This is a genomic window from Burkholderia sp. b14 (assembly GCF_900156195.1).
Lineage (GTDB): Bacteria > Pseudomonadota > Gammaproteobacteria > Burkholderiales > Burkholderiaceae > Mycetohabitans.
The window spans coordinates 111,728-129,458 of sequence record NZ_FTPJ01000002.1; the positions used below are offsets into that span (position 1 = coordinate 111,728).

Here is a 17,731-nt window from a genome sequence, read left to right on the forward strand (position 1 = left end):
TGTCGCGCGCGGCCGGCAGCCTGCTATGCTAGCGGCTCGGTATCGCCAGAGCCCGACCTGACCCGACCCATGGGCGGCCGCGCCCGGCTTGGCCGGTGCACGCAACGTCCTTTCCGACCTATGAATACAGTACAAGAATCGAACGCTCGTCCGCTCGGCATCATGGCCGCGCTGCCGGAGGAAATCGCCCCCCTAATCGACGAAATGCGTGCCGCACAGGATTGGCGCACGGTGATGCTGGGCCGCCGCGAATACGCGCTTGGCACGCTGCGCGGCCTGCCGTGCGTGATGACGCTGGCGCGCGTGGGCAAGGTGGCCGCGGCGACCACCGCAACCGCGATGATCCACCAATTCGGTGTTGACGCCATTATTTTCACTGGCGTCGCGGGTGGTGTCGCGCGGCAGGTGCGGGTGGGTGACATCGTCATCGCGGATGCGCTGATGCAGCACGACCTGGACGCATCGCCGTTGTTTCCGCGATTCGAAGTGCCGTTGCTCGGCGTTTCCCGCTTCGGCACTGACGATAACCTGTCGGACGCGCTGGCAGTGGCTGCGGCATCGTTTGTGCGCGCGCAGGCGATGCAGCTCGTCCAGCGCTACCGTGGTGTGATCGACGATATGCCGCGCGTGCATCGGGGGCTCATCGTTAGCGGCGACCGGTTCATTGCCGACCATGCCGCACGCGAAGCCGTGCTAGCGGCCGCGCCGGACGCATTGGCGGTCGAAATGGAAGGGGCGGCGCTGGCGCAGGTCTGTCATGAGTACGACGTGCGCTGCGCGGTGGTCCGCACGATCTCGGATGTCGCTGACGCACACGCCGCGGTGTCGTTCTCGACGTTCCTCGCCGAGGTGGCGAGCGCGTATTCGGGCGGCATGCTGCAGCGTTTTCTTGCGCAGCGCCGGGTGCAGCAATAGCGGTCGCGGCGCGTAGCCGCCGCGCGTGAGCCGGCAGTCTTCGAGTGGCGCCGGCCAGTTGGGCTTGGAGTCTGCTAGGCGAAGGCTTCTTTGAAGGAAGCAAGAACGGTATTCAGCGCCTTGATTCTCATGGCTCACCCATGGATGGCCCGAATGATATGGACTATCAGGCAACGATCGGCCGGTCGACGGCCCGATCCTTGGCCCAAAGACGCTTTACGTTACGCAGCCTTTGCCGCGCATTCTGCGCACAAGCCCTTGAGTTCAAGTTCGCCTCGGACAAGTGTGAAGCCGGTCGATTCAATCTTGTTCACCAGCGCGTGATGAACACCCGGCGCATCGATTTCCGCGACTGCGCCACAGGACTGGCAGACGATCAGGATTCCGTGCCGGCAGTGCGTCAAGTCATGACATACCGTGAACGCGTTGATCGATTCGATCCGATGCACCAATCCCACGGACTGCAGGAAATCGAGCGCGCGATAGACGGTCGTCGGCGCGGAACCCGGGTGAATCTTGCGCATTTCGTCGAGCAGCGTGTAGGCCTTGGTGGCGCGGCCGGATTGCAGCAGCAACGACAGGACTTTCTGCCGTAGCGGCGTCAGCGATTCGCCGCGCTCCTGGCAGTACGCGTGCGCGAGCTGCAACGCCTGCGTGATATCGGCCACCGGTGAGCCGGCCTGCGCCGCGCGAGCAGCGGGAGTACGGGATGGAGTGTTGGGCATGCCAATGATTCTACATGGGCCGGCGCGCCCGTGCGTTGCTGCTGCGCCATCGCCGCAGCAGCAACGCATTGCCCACGACGCTCACGCTGGACAAGGCCATCGCCGCGCCTGCGATCATCGGATTGAGCCACCCGAGCGCGGCCAATGGCACGCCGACGACGTTGTAGACGAAAGCCCAGAATAGGTTTTGCCAGATTTTGCGATATGTACGTCGTGATAGGTCCAGTGCGTCGGCTACCAGTGCAGGATCGTCACGCATTAACGTGATGCCGGCAGCGTGCATCGCGACGTCCGTGCCGCTGCCGATCGCGATGCCCAAGTCGGCGGCGGCCAGCGCCGGCGCATCGTTGACACCGTCGCCAACCATCGCCACCACATTGCCTTGCTCGCGCAACCGCGCGATCATCGCGGCCTTGTCCTGCGGCGACATGTCCGCATGCACTTCGGCGATGCCAACCGCTGAGGCGACTGCCGCTGCGCTGCCGCCGTTGTCGCCCGTCATCAGCAGGGTGCGCATGCCCGATGCAGTGAGCCGGGCGAGCGCCGCCTGGGCCGATGGCCTGACCGTGTCGCCGAACGCGATTAGCGCCAGTGGGGCGGGCGAAGGTGCCACGCGCACCAGCCACGATACGGTGTTGCCGGCCCGCTGCAGCGCGTCCGAACGCGCCTGCAGTGCCGCATCGGGCGCGATGCCAAGCTCGCGCAGCCATCGCGTGCTGCCGATGCCAAAGATCGCGTCGCCGATCGTTGTCTGGATGCCACGTCCAGCGATAGCTCGGGTGTCGCGCGCCTTGGCGGCAACCACCTGCCGCTGCTGTGCCAAGGCGACGATTGCGCGCGCCAGCGGATGTTCGCTGTGCTGCTGCACACCGGCGGCAATCGACAGCGCGTCCTCGTCTGTGCCCTCTAATGCATCGAAGGCCACGACGACGGGCTTGCCGTCGGTCAACGTGCCGGTCTTGTCGAGCGCGATGACGTTCACTCGATGAGCAAGCTCCAGTGCCTCGGCGTCCTTGATCAGCATCCCATGCCGGGCCGCGACGCCGGTGCCGGCAAGGATGGCGGTTGGCGTCGCAAGCCCAAGCGAACAGGGGCAGGCGATCACCAATACGGCGATTGCGTTCAAGATCGCATGTTGGACCGGTGCGCCGGCGAGCAACCAGCCGCACAGCGTGACCAGTGCAATCGCGATGATGGCCGGCACGAATACGGCGCTGACGCGATCCACCAGTCGCTGGATGGGCGCCTTCGCGGCTTGCGCGGTCTCGACCAGCTGGATGATCTGAGCCAGCATCGTTTGTGCACCGATCCCCGTCGCCTCGATCACGACTGCGCCTTCGCCGTTCAGCGAGCCGGCGTGCACTGTGTCGCCTTCGTCTTTCGCCATGGGAAGGCTCTCGCCACTTAACATGGCTTCGTTCGCGTGCGTGCGGCCGCCGACGATGCGGCCATCGACCGGGAATCGCTCGCCGGGACGCACGATCACTTGCATGCCGACGCGCACGTCGGACAGTGGTAGCTCACGTTCAGTGCCGTCGATACGCACGCGGGCTGTATCGGGCCGCAGCGCGTTTAGTGCGCGGATCGCGGCGGTGGTCTGTCGCTTAGCGCGGGTTTCGAGCCACTTGCCGAACAGCACCAGCGTGATGATCACGGCGGATGCCTCGAAATAGAGGGGAGCACCGCCATGTGGGTGGGTCGCCCATTGGTAAAGGGACAATCCATAAGCGGCCGATGTGCCCAGCGCGACAAGCAGGTCCATGTTGCCGGACAGCGCTAGCACGGCCGTGTAGCCGGATACGTAGAAGCGCGCGCCGAGCACGAACTGGATCACGGTCGCCAGCACGGCTTGCAGCAGAATCGGCACGCTCGGCGCACCGTGGCCTATCGCCGCCTGTATGTCCGCCATCGGCTCGCCGGAGTGGGGCGATGGCGCGGCGCCTGCCAGCATCTCGATCATGGGCGCCAGCAGCGGCAGTGTCAGCAAGGTGGAGACGATCACCGCCGCCAGCGGCCGCATTGCGTTCTCGTGTGAAGCCGCAGCGGGCGTCTCGGGCGTCAGACGTGCGTCGTAGCCAGCCTTCTTGACGGCGGCGACGAGTGTGGGAGCCGCCACATCGAGCCCGGCCGTGACCGATGCCCGCTCGGTCGCCAGATTGACGGTCACATGGGATACCCCCGGCACCTTGCCGAGTGCGCGCTCGACACGCGTCACGCAGGAGGCGCATGTCATGCCTTCAATATCCAGCGATGTCATGTAGGTCGGGGAGGTTTTCATCATGTCGGGGCGCGATACAGGAGGAATGCAGTATCAGCCTTCCCATGATGGGAGGGTCAAGGTCACACGGCGACCCGTCACGCCGCTGCCACGCGCGACAGCACGACCGCCACGATGCCCATCCCGGGTCCGGCGCCGCGACCGAAGGGGCTACAGTCGGTCGATACGGCATCCAGAGCGGCGTGCTCAGGGTCCAGTCTTCGAGCGACGAAAACTCATCGGTCAAGTTCGATGATGTATCGAGCATCGTACTGCTCCATTACTCCGCTGGTTGTGTATTCGGCATGCTATGGCGACGCAAGTCGCATGTCATCCGATCGGCAGCAGGTGCTCGTCGCGTTCCAGGAAGTTGAGGATAACCTCGCAAACTTGCGCATCCTGACCGACCAGATCCAGGCGCAGAACGACGGCTCCGTGCAGGCATCGGGTCGGACTGCACAGTTGTCGCGCGCGCAGTACCGCGAGGGCTCAGTCAGCTATCTGGACGTGATCGATTCGGAGCGCACGGTGCTACAGAACCAGCGTGCGGCCATGCAGCTGACCGGCGCGCAGGCGGTGTACACGGTGAACCTGATACGCGCGCTGGGCGGCGGCTGGGATGCGCCAACGTCTCCAACGCAACCGGCCTCGCCGCTGGCTGCGCGCTAAAGGTTTTTCGCCGGCCGCCATGGAGCGGCGCGACGGTCATCCGACGGATGGCTGCCGCGCCGATTGTTCATCCAATCCAACAAGTCCATTTCGTTGCAGCCGATTTATCCGTTCTCGCGTAGTTCCTACCATGCCATGCATCGACGTAGGAACAGCGATATCGTGCGGCTCGGTGGCCACGATGCACGAGGCGATGTCGCATCGCAAGTGGAGCATCCGATGAGAGCGCTGATTGAACGCCAGTTGTACCACCCTACATTCGTGCTGCCGATGATCGCACTGATGCAGTTGATGGTCGCGCTCAACTTCAACCCGACACAAGTTATCCTCATCGTGGTGACCAAAGGTGTGCAAAGCGGCTGGCACGTGTTGCACCATGCGGCTGTGCACCCCTACTGGGCTGCTCGGTCAATCCACTCGGCGATCGCGACCGCCTCTGTGGTTGCCATTGAACGCAACCCCCTGCGAACGCAACCCCGCGTTCGCGCGTGCCCGATCCTGCGCGCTGCGATGCTGGCTAACCGTCCACTTACCGAGCAAACGGGTAACCGTTAATTCGATGCTGACCACTTGATTGGCTAAATGATCGAGAAAGTCAGGCGGCGCGTCGCTCAGTTTCCATGGTGAGTCCGTCACATGCGTTCCATAACGAGTCTGTCACACGTACCTGCATCTGTCGCATGAGCCGGGCGAACAGCGCGCGCACCTATCACGAATCGTCATGTACGACGAGGCGGTCCTAGGCGTGCATCGCTGCATAAGTCGTAGGTCGGTGCGGCACGATGGGCCTGTTGTTTGCTCGGATACCAGCCTGGCGACACGTAAGCGCTTGAGCCTTGCAACAAAGCGAGCGCGTCCGAATCAGTGCGCGCGTCGCGTCACACCGGATCAGGGTATGCGACGGGGCGCTGCGGCGTGTCGAGCCATTCTGCGCCGGCATCGATTTTGAAAGGCATGGGGTTGGCCTTCGGCGTGCTGCAGAAACATGGGTGTCGTCCATCGGTAGGTGCAGCATGTGTTGTCCAATTGACAAGAGCCAACCGCATGTCAACAATCTTGTCGCGGTTCATAGTTTGCAGCCGGCCGAGGACCACGGCCGCAGGTCGCAGCACGGGGTCCGGGGCGGAATGGGCCGCATCGGGTGGTCTGCGAATAACAAATACGAGGCAATCCTGATGATGCAACTCAAGTCGCTGCTGCATGCGTCGCGCGTCGTCGCACGCGTGCCTACCCCTGTTTCATATTGTGGCGCATTGGCCGCCGCCGTGCTGGCTATCGGCTGCGCGGGGCCCTTGCCGTTGAGCGCGAGCAATGCCGGCTGGACGGCGACAGAGGTAGCCGATTCGTATGTGTTCGGCTATCCCCTGGTGGTGATGGACGCGCTGCGCGAGGCGCAGACGGCGACGCGTCCGGTCAACCAACTCTATACGGGGACGTCCGGTGAGCCGGGCTTTGTCAGCAGCGGGTGGCTGGATCTCGGCCCTGAGCCAGTCGTGCTGTCGTTGCCCGACGCACATGGCCGCTACACACTGGTGCAGGCCAATGACATGTGGACCAACGTCGCCGTGTCGGCTGGCACCCGCACGACCGGCTCGCGCGCGCAAACCATCGCGTTCGTCGGGCCGGGCTGGATGGGCAGCTTGCCGCCTGGCGTTGCACGCGTGGATTCGCCAACCCGTTATCTGATGCTTCGCGTGGTGGAGCCGGGGGTGGCGCGCGGTGCCGCACGGTCGCATAAGCCGAATGCAACTCCACGGGTCGCGCCACTAACCGCATGGCTGGGCAAGCACGGCGCCGTACCGTCGTCGGCGTTTGCCCGCGTTTCGCCGTCGCCGGCCGGCACATCAACAGGCAGCCGTATGACCGGTAGCGCCGCGCGTGGCGCGTGGCGCCCGGCCGATGATGGCTCGACCGTTGCCGCCGCGCTCGCCCGCGTCGACCAGATGAGTGCTCAGGCCTTCTTTACCCGCTTGTCCGCGGCGCTGGTCGATAGCCCACCGGTGGCTGACACGGACGATCACGCGTTGCAAATGCTTAAGCAGCTCGGCATCGTGCCGGGCCAGCCTTTTACACTGTCGCCCGTCTCGGCCAAGGCATTTGCGGTCGGTATCGAGCAGGGCAGGGCACGCGTGCGTAGCGTGCCCCCGAACGGTGTCGTGGCGGCGAACGGATGGCGTTGGTTTGATGACGATGCGGGCAGCTACGGACAGGATTATGCGTATCGCGCGTACGTTGCCACGGTGGTGCCCGGCGCAGGTCTGACGGAGGATGTGTTGACGCTGGTCGCCGATGTGGACCGCGACAACCGCCCGCTATCGGGGAAGAATGACTACATGATGCATTTCACGCGTAACCAGTTGCCCGTCTCGGCCGGCGGCTGGACGCTCGTCGCGGAGCCGTTGGATGACGACGAAGCCGGCGGCGTCGGCGCGTCGTTCAGGGGCGACGCGCATAGGCCGGGGTGGCGTAATCGCCATGTCGTGCTGACCGATCGCGATCATCTAGTGCGCAACCAGGACGGGTCGATTGATATCACCGTGCAGCCGACCGCGCCAGCGCGCCCCGCCGCAGCGAACTGGCTCGTATCGCCGACCGGCCATTTCAGGATGGTCATGCGGATCTATGGCCCAAGTGCAGTGATGCGCCGCTCGAACTGGCGGCCGCCGGCATTGGATCGCCAGTAGCCGAGACAGTGCCGCGAAAGTGGCCCGACTTGCCGGTGGCGTGAGAATGGCGCTGGGCCGCTGGTTACTTCATCGGACTTTTATAAGGTATCCAGGCGCTATCTAATTACCGCAACGGCATAGCTGCACCGCATGACCGTCGTGACGCGCAATATGGCCGATTTGTTGAAACCGGCGTGTCCCTAGTGAATCCTTGGGACACGTTCGTATTGCCGTCAATGGTTTTGCCCGACGCAGTGCAACCGGTCTACGCGGCTCGCGCTCGCCGATAATGCCAGGAGGCACTCGATCGCCGGTAGCGTTAGGTCGGCCTTCGATTCGTCATCGCGCGAGCCGGCTCGTGGCGCCGGTATGCCGAACGTCACCTCATGCTGCCTTGAGCCGGTGCTGTGTATCAATCCACAATTTTCCCCAGTGCAATGCGTATGCGGTGGCCTGTTCGGCCTCGAAGAAATAGTCGAGCGCCTCGAAATGCTCCACGTGCGACCGTGTGCCATGCTGCTGGCCTTCGAGGTCGAGATTGGCGGCATACAGGCCGTTGCCCAGCGGCTCTGCGCTGGGCAATATCGTGTAGCCCTTGTAATTGCGGCATATCTCCATGGGTATCTTGCAAGCTGGCGTGACGCCTATAGCATACGCCGGACAAAATTGCCGCGAACGAATCAATAGTGCAATTGATATGAAGACGGCTGTTCGACGCTGGTCAGGATGTTCCGGTCGCCGCCGGTACGGCGCGCCTGGATGCAAGAATCGTGTCGACATACGCCTTCAGTCTCGCGTTGCTTGCGTCGATGCCGTAATGTTGCGCTCGCTGGCGAGCGCGTCCGGCGAGTTCGGTGCGCAGCGCAGGGTTGGTCAGCACCGTGCGCATGGCGTCTACCATCGCGTCGACGTCACCGACCGGAACGAGAATGCCGGCACGGCCGCCATTGAGGATTTCGCTGGGCCCGGTCGGGCAGTCGGTTGCGATAATCGGCCTGCCCAGCGCGAGGCCCTCGAGCAGCACCATCGGCATGCCTTCGTAGCGCGAACTCAGTATCTGGAGTGTCGCGCCGGCGATCACTGGATGCGGGTTGTTCAATTGACCGGTGAAGTGCACGCGCGCGCTGATACCCAGCTCGCGCGCCAATTGCTCGAGTTCGGCGCGAAACGCTCCGTCGCCCACGATCACCAAATGCTCGCGTACGACGTGCGCCATCACTAAACGTTGATATGCTCGCAACAGCGTGCGATGGTCTTTCTGGATCTCGTCGAGGCGGGCTACCGAGACGATATAGGGCTCATCAGGCATTGACGCGCTGCCGTCCTGATGGGACGCACGTTCGTGGATCGCCGCGATATCGATCGCATTCGGCAGCACCAGCAGCGGAGGTAGCCGCGAGCCGAACATCGCCTGTGCTTCATCGGCCATGTGCTCGGTCAGCGCCGCAATCCGGTCGTAGGCTTGATATTGTTTCAGCAAGCGCCGGATTTTGCGGGGCCGGCCACCAAGCCGAGCATCGAAGCTGAAGTGATTTACTCCGAGCCATCCAACACCGTACCGGCCTGCGATGCGACGCAGCGACATATCGAAATCGGCGATTAGATGATGCTCGCGGGCAAGATGGGCGATGCGCTGTGACACATAACGGCGCACAACAACCGTATTGAAGATGTCGCGCGCGATGCGTTCGAGTTTGCTGCGCTTGTGCAGGTGTCGTCGTGTTTGGAAAAAATTCAGCCATCTGCGATCGACCAGCGTCTCGATGCACACGTCGGCCGGGATCGACGCACGGAAACGACGTTCCAACGCAGCCGACGTGAACATGACTGACAGCGTCACATTGAAATGCTTGCGATCGAAAACGCGCAACCATTGGATCAGTGCGCTTTCAATGCCGCCGTCGTTAAATTCGGTGATGTGGAAAATAATCCGGACGCGCTGTGCCGTGCCGGCCTCCCTCGATGATAATCGTTCCATGAGCAGCGTGTGGTGGATGGCTGTGTGGTGAATGGCTATGACGGCTCGACGACACGTTGATGGCGCGAAGGCGTACCCGTAGTCGCGAAGCGTTATACCACAGTCCTGTGCGGACCCTTTTCGTTCGCGCGCGAGCGTTTATGCTGCGCGGCAAAACTTTATGCGCACAAAGCTTGCGTGAGAGCCCGCGATCGATGGTGATGCCGATGAGGGATGAAGCCCTACCCCTGATTGCCATCAACGCCACCGCCCACTAGCATTGCCCTGGCGGCATCGCGGGCCAAAGCGCGAGCGACAATACGACGCCGAACAGCGGTGCAACTAAACAGCGGTGCCACCAAGAAATAGTCGCCGGCGCAGGCCGTGCCTAGGTTGCGCAATGCGACAATGAATAGCATTAGGCTGACGCCGTACCCGGCAAAACCTGTCGGCGCGCGGCGGCGGCCTGGAATGCCGTAGGGAGTGGCGCGCCAGCAGTCCATGCCGGCGCGAACTTGACGGGCTCTCTGATCCATCTTTTCATGCAGGCGAGGACCGTCGCGTCACGCATTGAGCCCTTGTGTGTCAAATGGCTGTCGACGATTCAGCCTAAGCATGCCGCCATCCGGCGAGACGCGCAAGACAGGCGCCGAGCCAAATGACAGGATACCGTATGTTCTGCGTGGACCTATGCGGCCGGCAGCCGGTGGGGTGGGACGATGCCCAGCTTGGCGATGCGCCGGTACAGCGTTGCGCGCGATATGCCAAGTGCCTGCGCCGCCGGAATGGGGCGCCACTGATTCCGCGTCAGCGCAGCGACGATACGTTCTCGCTCGTCGGTCAGTGATTCGAGCGTCACCGGCGGCGTCGCCGGTGAGCTTAGTTCGGATGCGATTTCGGCTGGCAAATGGCACCATTCGACCCGGTTTGTATCGGTTACGGCGCATGCGTAGCGCAATGCGTGGCGCAGTTGCCGCACGTTGCCGGGCCACGGATGATGGCACAGGCGTTCAAGTACCGCGGGATCGAGCACGAGCTTATGCGGCACGGTGCGCGCTTCGTCGTCGAAAACGGCCTGTATCAGCGCCCGAATGTCGATACGTTCGCGAAGCGGCGGCAGCCGTAGTACCGCCCCGCTGAGGCGGTAGTACAGGTCCTCGCGAAAAGTGCCTTGCGCGACCATTGCGTCCAGGTCGCGGTGTGTCGCGCAAATCACGTTTACATCGACGCGGGTCGCCGTCTCGGCGCCCAACGGTAGTACCTCGCCGTCGGCTAGTACACGCAGCAGCCGTGTTTGCAGCGACAGCGGCATGTCGCCGATCTCGTCTAGGAATAGCGTGCCGCCATGCGCGAGCGCGATCTTGCCGCGCGTGCCTTTGCTGCGTGCGCCCGTGAACGCGCCGGCCGCATACCCAAACAACTCGCTTTCGATCAGCGACTCCGGCAGCGCACCGCAGTTCACCGCCACGAAGGGTTGCTGGCATCGGATGCCCGACTCATGAATCGCGCGCGCGAAGACCTCTTTGCCGCAGCCGCTTTCCCCGAGAATCAGGATCGGCAGGCGCCGCTCCGCGACGCGCAGCGCAATGCTCGCCGCCTGGGCGACCCGCCGATCCTGGCTCTGCGCGAAGGCTTCCAGTGGTCCAGTGCCGGCCGGCGTATCGGATAGACGACCGGCTGGCATACCGGGCCGCATACCGGATGGGCCGGGCGCCCTACCATCGTGCGGCAGCGCGCCGCGTAACGATGATGCAGGCCGTGCTGACGCCGCTGGCCTGGCAGCACGCGCTGAAGTCAAGACGCCCGCCGCGTGCCCGCGCCGTTGCGGTCTACGGATTCGCGCATACAGGATCGTACCCGACGCGTACAGCCGCAACGGCAGCACGTCATGCAGGTTCGACGCATCGAGCATGCGCGCAAGCGGCACGTCGAACAAGTCAGCCAGGTGGCCACGGGCACCGCCGGAGAGCCCTGGAATGGTCTCGCGAGCGTGGGCGTTGGCCGCAACAAGGTTGCCGCCCTCGTCGAACGCGATCAGTACCTCCGGCCACGCCTCGACGAAGTGCCGGCTGGTGTGGCCGAACAGGATCCAATGGTGGGTGGTCTGGTTCAGGAAGTAGGCGTCCTCGATCAATCGGGCGTTTTGTCGCACCAATTGGTAGATCAATCCCTGGCTGTCGCGATTGTCCGGCGAGCGGATTGCCGACGCATCGAGCACGCCAATCAGACACCCGTCCGGCGCGAAGATCGGCGCCGCGCTGCACGTAAGCGTGGTGAACGCGGCGCGGAAATGATCCGTCTTATGCACGGTAATTGGGGCTAAGTCGGCGAGCACGTTAGCGATGCCGCACGTGCCTTCCTCCTGTTCAGACCAACACGATCCGATGTGCAAGCCCGCCTGCTTGAAGTCCGGGCGACGATCGCGGTCGATCCGATAGTCGATCGTCACGCCATGTGCATTAGTTAGCAATACACAATAGTCAGCGGTGCGGACCGTCGCGTGCAGCCTAGACAGGCATTGGCCCGATGCACGCAAAAATGCCTCTTCGCGCTCGCGCAACTCGCGCAGTTCGCTAGCGGTGACGACGCGCGGCCCCACGCGCGAGGACGGATCGAGCCGGTACCGCTCGAGCGAACGTTGCCAAGACGAAACGAGGCGCGACGCTTCATTATTGAGTGGTGTGTTGTGACTTTCGATCGCGCTGTGTACGCGCTTGATGTGCTGGTTGGATGAAACGTACGGCATCGCGAACTCCGTCAGAGAACCTGCAGCTTGAGCTGTTTTTAGCACATTCATCGCCTTCGGCACACGTTGCATTGCAACATGCCAGTGGCGTGAGACGATCGTCTCATCAGGCGGCGCCACGCGTCTCACGCTCGTCTAGGCATGTTGCGCTGGCCTGTCAACTTGTCCCCACCCCGTCGCAGCGGGCTTGTCCCGGCTTGATGTCGTCACGCTGTGCCGCCAGTCGATGCGGGCGAGCGCATACGGACGGCGACGTATTGAGACAGCCAGGAGACGCACAGCGTGGCGCCACCGCGCGCGCAGTTTCTTCGTATGGGCCACGCAGCCCCATCGCGATGGGCTGGCGCGGATGGCGTGAACGTGGCTCGCTCATATTGGCATGCACATTGCAATGACAGTGCCTGTCAGCAACATGTCCGCTCATGCTGATGAGCGGTGACGCCGGGCGGCAACGCCGGGCAAGGAGACAACGCCGTGTCAAGCACCGTTCCGGCGGTCGGTATCATCGTCAATCCTGCATCGGGTCGCGATATTCGTCGCCTGACCACGCATGCGTCGGTGTTCCCGACTGCCGAAAAAGCGAACATGGTGGTCCGGCTACTTGCAGGGCTGGGTGCGTTGGGCGTGCGTCACGTATTAACACTGCGGGACAAAACAGGTGTCGCGGCGCTCGTGTTGCGCGCTGTGCAGACGCAGGCGGCCCTGGGCGGACGCGAGCGGTGGCCGCAGGTGGAGTTCATCGACCTGCCGATGACGCAGCGCGTGGCCGACACGCATGCGGGTGTGGCGTACATGGTCGAGCGCGGCGTATCGCTGATCGCCGTACTGGGTGGCGATGGCACCCATCGCGCGGTGGCGATGCACTGCCGCGACGTGCCGCTGCTCACGTTGTCCACTGGCACTAACAACAGCTTCCCGGATCTGCGCGAAGCGACCGTGGCGGGCCTGGCCGGCGCCCTGGTCGCGATCGGCGCAGTTCCCTCGGACGCGGCACTGTCACGCAACAAACGCCTCGTGGTGCGCTGTGTATCTGGACGCAAGCGCGGACATGAGGAGATTGCGCTGGTTGACCTGTGCGTGAGCCGGCAGCGCTTCATCGGCGCGCGTGCGGTATCCGATCCGTCTGATATTCACGCCTTGTTCCTGACCTTCGCCGCCGCCGATGCCATTGGCCTGTCGTCGATTGGCGCCGCGTGGGCGCCGGTGGCCCGCACTGCGCCGCATGGCTTGCAGATGACATTTGCCGATGCACCGCCGGCTGGCGTGCCGCTAGTTGCACCCATCGCGCCGGGCCAAATCGGCACCGTGTGGATGACTGACTGTAAGCGGTTGGAGGTCGGCCAGCAGGTCATGCTCGACGCCGTTTACGGCACGTTGGCGTTCGACGGCGAGCGCGAGATCGAAATTGAAAAAGGTGAAACCTATGTCGTTTCGCTCGACTGGGAGGGACCGCTGACGGTCGATGTCGAACGAACCCTGCGTTTCAGCGCGGCACGGCAATTCCTGCGCGAACGCGCAGCAGCGTTGTTTAACTAGCACGATACACTAATAGGAGGCCTAACCATGTCGATATCGAGCCAGCTTACCCGCGAGACATTGCTCGACGCGTACCGGTCGATGCGTACGATCCGCGAGTTCGAGGAGCGTTTGCACGTCGAGTTCGCGACCGGTGAAATCCCAGGCTTCGTTCACCTTTACGCGGGTGAGGAAGCGTCCGCGGTCGGCACGATGATGCACCTGAACGATATCGATTATGTGGCGACGACGCACCGTGGCCACGGTCATTGCATTGCCAAGGGCGTCGACGTGCATGGCATGATGGCCGAGATCTACGGCCGCCGCACTGGCGTTTGCCGGGGCAAAGGCGGCTCGATGCACATCGCTGACCTGTCGCGCGGCATGTTAGGCGCGAACGGCATTGTTGGCGCAGGCGCGCCGCTGGTGTGTGGCGCCGCGCTAGCCGCCAAGTTCAAGAAGACCGGCGGTGTTGGCGTTTGCTTCTTCGGTGACGGCGCGTCCAACCAGGGTGTGATTTTCGAATCGATGAACCTGGCCTCGGTCTGGCGGTTGCCGGCTATTTTTGTGGCTGAAAACAATGGATACGCTGAAGCGACATCGGCAGCGTGGTCCGTCGCGGCCGACAACATTGCCGACCGCGCCAATGGCTTCGGCATGCCCGGCGTGATTGTGGACGGATTCGATTTCTTCGCTGTGTACGAGGCGCTGGGCGAAGCCATCAGCCGTGCTCGCCACGGCGGCGGCCCGACGCTGGTCGAGGTCAAGTTCACGCGCTATTACGGGCACTTCGAGGGCGACGCGCAGACGTACCGAGAACCAGGAGAAGTGCAGAAGGCTCGAGAAGAAAATGACTGCTTAAAGCATTTCGAGGAGCGCGTGGTACGCAGCGAACTGGTCCAAGTGGATGAGCTGCGCGCGATCGATGAGCGCGTCAAGGCGCTGATAGACGACGCGGTGCACAGCGCGAAGGCTGCCCCGCTGCCGACCGAAGCGGACTTGCTGAGCGACGTCTACGTCGCCTATCCGTGAGGAGGGCGTAATGGATGCGATGCGCAGCGGGGCGATGCCCCGTCAGACGTCGCGGCACGATGCGAGAAGCGACGCGCGGCGTGCGCGCGCCGCGCTCCGATCCAATTCGAAACGAGCTACCAGGAGACGGCCATGGCCAGGAAGATCACTTACCAACAAGCTATAAACGAGGCGTTGAGCCAAGAGATGGCGCGCGACGAAAACGTCATCGTGATGGGTGAGGACAACGCCGGCGGTGCGGGCTCGCCCGGCGAGCAGGATGCGTGGGGTGGCGTGCTCGGGGTGACCAAGGGGCTGTTCCATCGATACCCTGGGCGGGTGCTCGACACACCGTTGTCCGAGGGCGGGTTCATTGGCGCGGCAGTTGGTGCCGCCGCATGCGGCATGCGGCCGGTCGCCGAACTAATGTTCATTGACTTCATGGGAGTGTGCTTCGACCAGATATTCAACCAAGCGGCCAAGTTCCGTTACATGTTTGGCGGCAAGGCGGTTACCCCGGTGGTGATCCGCACGATGCAGGGTGCGGGACTGCGCGCTGCCGCCCAACACTCACAAATGCTCACGTCGCTGTTTACGCATGTGCCTGGGCTGAAGGTGGTATGTCCGTCCACGCCCTATGACGCGAAAGGGCTGTTGATCCAGTCGATCCGCGATGATGACCCGGTGATTTTCTGCGAGCACAAGCTGTTGTACAGCCGAGAAGGGGACGTGCCGGAGGAGTCTTATGCGATTCCGTTTGGCGAGGCCAACGTGGTGCGCGACGGCGACGATGCGACGATTATCACCTATGGACGGATGGTGCACCAGTCGGTGGAGGCGGCCAATGTGCTGGCCAGGCAAGGCATCGACGTCGAAGTGATCGACTTACGCACGACGTCGCCGCTGGACGAGGAAACGATCTTGGAGAGCGCGTCGCGCACCGGTCGGGTGGTGGTCGTCGATGAAGCCAACCCCCGTTGCTCGGTGGCGACTGACATTGCCGCACTCATCGCGCAGCGCGCATTCAAATCGCTCAAGGCGCAGATCGAGCTGGTCACCGCGCCGCATACGCCAGCCCCGTTTGCCGGCGTGTTGGAGGACATGTACATCCCGTCGTCTGAGAAGATCGCGGCGGCCGTGACGAAGGTAAGGAGCTGATCGATGCCGATTCACATGATTACGATGCCCAAGTGGGGACTGTCGATGGAGCAGGGCCAGGTCAACGGGTGGCTCAAGCAGATCGGCGACAAGGTATCTAAGGGCGATGAGTTGCTTGACGTGGAGACAGAGAAAATTTCCTCTGGCGTGGAATGTGCATTTGACGGTGTGTTGCGCCGGCAGATTGCTGTCGAAGGTGAAACGCTGCCGGTCGGCGCCTTGTTGGCGGTGGTGGCTGATACCGACGCGAGCGATGCCCAAATCGACGAAGCCGTTGCGGCGTTCCAGCGCGATTTCGTGCCGGCCGCGGCCGATGCGGCTGACACGGGACCGCAGCCGCAGAAGCGCATCGTCGGCTCGCATACGATCCGCTACTTGAAGCAAGGCGATGGCGGCGTTCCGGTGTTGTTAATCCACGGGTTCGGCGGTGACCTGAACAACTGGCTGTTCAACCACGCCGAGCTGGCGGCGCGTCGCGCGGTATGGGCGCTGGACCTGCCGGGGCATGGGGAGTCGAGCAAGCCGCTGAAAGCCGGCACATTGGACGAGCTTGCCCAGTATGTGTCCGCGTTCATGCGCGAAGAGGGGATCGAGCGTGCGCACCTGGTGGGCCATTCGATGGGCGCCGCCGTTGCACTGCAGATCGCCAGCGTGGAGCCGCAGCGAGTTGCGTCGCTGGCACTGATCGCCAGCGCAGGACTAGGCCGCGAAATCGACGCAGATTACATTAGCGGATTCGTGGCCGGGACCAGCCGCAATACGCTCAAGCCGCACCTGCTGAAGCTGTTTGCAGATCCTGCGCTGGTCACTCGCCAATTGGTTGAGGACATCGTTAAGTACAAGCGTCTGGACGGCGTAAACGAGACGCTCGCCAAGATCGCGGCGGCGGCATTCGGCGATGGTGTTCAGCGGCACGTGTACCGTGACCGGCTCGCCGAGCTGGCACCGCGCACGCTGGTGATTTGGGGCAGCGAGGACCGCATCATTCCGTCGCTGCATGCACAGGGGCTGCCTGCGGGCGTGCAGTCACACATCATCGAAGGCAAAGGGCACATGGTGCAGATGGAGGCGGCTGCCGAGGTCAACCAGGTGTTGAACGCGTTCCTCGGAGACTGACGATGGGAACGGTGACGCCGTACCGGAGCTTGACTGCGCTCGGGCAGCGCGGCGCGCGCAGTCACGACAAGCTCGCTCGTATCCCGGTGAAGGTCGTGCATCCGGACGGTGCGCCGTTGCCAAAGCCGGCATGGCTGCGGGCGCGGCCGATGATGAGCGAAGCCGTCGCACACGTGGCTGCGGTACTGCGCGAGCACGGCCTGCACTCGGTATGTGAGGAAGCGATGTGCCCGAACATCGGCGAGTGCTTCGCTCAGCGCAGTGCGACGTTCATGGTGATGGGGGGCATTTGCACGCGCCGGTGCCCGTTTTGTGACGTCGCCCATGGCCGGCCACCGCCGCTGGATGAGCAGGAGCCGGCGAGATTGGCCGATGCAGCGGCCGTACTCGGTTTGCGCTACGTCGTCGTGACCTCGGTGGATCGCGACGACTTGCGCGATGGTGGCGCGGGGCACTTCGCGCGCTGCGTGCAGACATTGCGCGCACGCGTGCCGGGCGTGGGCGTGGAAATCCTGACGCCGGATTTTCGCGGCAGGACCCATCGAGCATTGGACGCACTGTCGATGTCGTGGCCGGATGTGTTCAACCACAACATCGAAACCGTTCCTTCACTGTACCGTGTCGCGCGGCCGGGCGCCGATTATGCCGGATCGCTGGCGTTGCTCGCACAGGTTAAAACGCGTAACCCAGCGCTGCTGACTAAGTCAGGCCTGATGCTCGGCCTCGGCGAGCGTGACGACGAGGTTATTGCGACACTGCAGGACTTGCGTCGGCACGGCGTGGACATCATCACGCTCGGGCAGTATCTGGCGCCGTCGCCAGGGCATTTGCCGGTGAAGCGCTACGTGAACCCCGCGGCGTTCGACGCGTTGCGCACGACGGCGATGGAACTGGGTTTCCGGCAGGTGATCGCCGGGCCATTGGTGCGCTCCTCGTACCACGCGGCGCAAACCGTGCAGGGCGTCGAACGAGTCGACTCTATTTAGCGCAGCGCTG

The 17,731-nt window shown here is 63.4% G+C and carries 13 protein-coding genes and 4 pseudogenes; 9 read left to right on the forward strand and 8 right to left on the reverse strand.

Annotated elements, in window-relative coordinates:
- Positions 1-120 precede the first annotated feature (120 nt).
- A complete protein-coding gene (locus B0B13_RS01640; protein WP_076794041.1) occupies positions 121-915 on the forward strand; it encodes a 5'-methylthioadenosine/adenosylhomocysteine nucleosidase in 795 nt (264 codons plus the stop codon).
- Between the two features lie 221 nt (positions 916-1,136).
- Here B0B13_RS01640 and B0B13_RS01645 read toward each other — a convergent pair whose 3' ends face one another.
- Both B0B13_RS01645 and B0B13_RS01650 read right to left on the reverse strand, forming a co-directional pair.
- Positions 1,137-1,640: a Fur family transcriptional regulator gene (locus tag B0B13_RS01645; protein WP_076794042.1), complete on the reverse strand. Its 504-nt coding sequence runs from the start codon at positions 1,638-1,640 to the stop codon at positions 1,137-1,139.
- Positions 1,641-1,650: 10 nt separating this feature from the next.
- A pseudogene (locus B0B13_RS01650) lies at positions 1,651-3,951 on the reverse strand (heavy metal translocating P-type ATPase); the annotation flags it as partial.
- Between the two features lie 270 nt (positions 3,952-4,221).
- On the opposite strand from B0B13_RS01650, the pseudogene B0B13_RS01665 reads away from it, so the two are divergent.
- A pseudogene (locus B0B13_RS01665) lies at positions 4,222-4,566 on the forward strand (TolC family protein); the annotation flags it as partial.
- Between the two features lie 219 nt (positions 4,567-4,785).
- Entirely contained in the window at positions 4,786-5,121 is a 336-nt protein-coding gene (locus B0B13_RS01670; RefSeq protein ID WP_212667351.1) for a hypothetical protein, read from the forward strand.
- Positions 5,122-5,285: 164 nt separating this feature from the next.
- On the opposite strand, the pseudogene B0B13_RS19675 reads toward B0B13_RS01670, so the two are convergent.
- Both B0B13_RS19675 and B0B13_RS18145 read right to left on the reverse strand, forming a co-directional pair.
- Positions 5,286-5,423: pseudogene (locus tag B0B13_RS19675) on the reverse strand (FMN-binding negative transcriptional regulator); the annotation flags it as partial.
- Positions 5,424-5,444: 21 nt separating this feature from the next.
- Complete coding sequence (locus B0B13_RS18145; RefSeq protein WP_170872326.1) at positions 5,445-5,636, reverse strand: hypothetical protein; 192 nt, start codon at positions 5,634-5,636, stop codon at positions 5,445-5,447.
- Positions 5,637-5,741: 105 nt separating this feature from the next.
- On the opposite strand from B0B13_RS18145, the gene B0B13_RS01685 reads away from it, so the two are divergent.
- Positions 5,742-7,250 (forward strand): DUF1254 domain-containing protein, encoded by a 1,509-nt coding sequence (locus B0B13_RS01685; RefSeq protein WP_170872327.1) that lies wholly within the window; start codon positions 5,742-5,744, stop codon positions 7,248-7,250.
- A gap of 366 nt (positions 7,251-7,616) precedes the next feature.
- On the opposite strand, the gene B0B13_RS01690 is transcribed toward B0B13_RS01685, so the two are convergent.
- The 4 genes and pseudogenes from B0B13_RS01690 to B0B13_RS01700 all read right to left on the reverse strand — a co-directional run bounded on the left by B0B13_RS01690 (position 7,617) and on the right by B0B13_RS01700 (position 11,935).
- Positions 7,617-7,850 carry a hypothetical protein gene (locus tag B0B13_RS01690; protein ID WP_076788511.1) on the reverse strand — a complete coding sequence of 78 codons (234 nt, stop codon included), beginning with the start codon at positions 7,848-7,850 and terminating at the stop codon, positions 7,617-7,619.
- Positions 7,851-7,953: 103 nt separating this feature from the next.
- Complete coding sequence (locus tag B0B13_RS01695) at positions 7,954-9,210, reverse strand: glycosyltransferase (protein ID WP_076794049.1); 1,257 nt, start codon at positions 9,208-9,210, stop codon at positions 7,954-7,956.
- Between the two features lie 265 nt (positions 9,211-9,475).
- Positions 9,476-9,790, reverse strand: a pseudogene (locus tag B0B13_RS19905) (EamA family transporter); the annotation flags it as partial.
- Positions 9,791-9,877: 87 nt separating this feature from the next.
- Entirely contained in the window at positions 9,878-11,935 is a 2,058-nt protein-coding gene (locus B0B13_RS01700; RefSeq protein ID WP_076794518.1) for a sigma-54-dependent Fis family transcriptional regulator, read from the reverse strand.
- 474 nt (positions 11,936-12,409) lie between these two features.
- On the opposite strand from B0B13_RS01700, the gene B0B13_RS01705 reads away from it, so the two are divergent.
- The 5 genes from B0B13_RS01705 (at position 12,410) to lipA (ending at position 17,721) form a co-directional block, all read left to right on the forward strand.
- Positions 12,410-13,471, forward strand: a complete 1,062-nt coding sequence (locus B0B13_RS01705; RefSeq protein WP_076794520.1) for an ATP-NAD kinase family protein — start codon at positions 12,410-12,412, stop codon at positions 13,469-13,471.
- A 27-nt stretch (positions 13,472-13,498) separates the two neighbouring features.
- Positions 13,499-14,482 (forward strand): thiamine pyrophosphate-dependent dehydrogenase E1 component subunit alpha, encoded by a 984-nt coding sequence (locus B0B13_RS01710; RefSeq protein ID WP_076788516.1) that lies wholly within the window; start codon positions 13,499-13,501, stop codon positions 14,480-14,482.
- A gap of 132 nt (positions 14,483-14,614) precedes the next feature.
- Entirely contained in the window at positions 14,615-15,619 is a 1,005-nt protein-coding gene (locus B0B13_RS01715) for an alpha-ketoacid dehydrogenase subunit beta (RefSeq protein ID WP_076788518.1), read from the forward strand.
- 3 nt (positions 15,620-15,622) lie between these two features.
- Positions 15,623-16,735 carry an acetoin dehydrogenase dihydrolipoyllysine-residue acetyltransferase subunit gene (locus B0B13_RS01720; RefSeq protein ID WP_076788519.1) on the forward strand — a complete coding sequence of 371 codons (1,113 nt, stop codon included), beginning with the start codon at positions 15,623-15,625 and terminating at the stop codon, positions 16,733-16,735.
- A gap of 2 nt (positions 16,736-16,737) precedes the next feature.
- Positions 16,738-17,721 (forward strand): lipoyl synthase, encoded by a 984-nt coding sequence (gene lipA, locus B0B13_RS01725; RefSeq protein WP_076788521.1) that lies wholly within the window; start codon positions 16,738-16,740, stop codon positions 17,719-17,721.
- Positions 17,722-17,731: the final 10 nt, after the last annotated feature.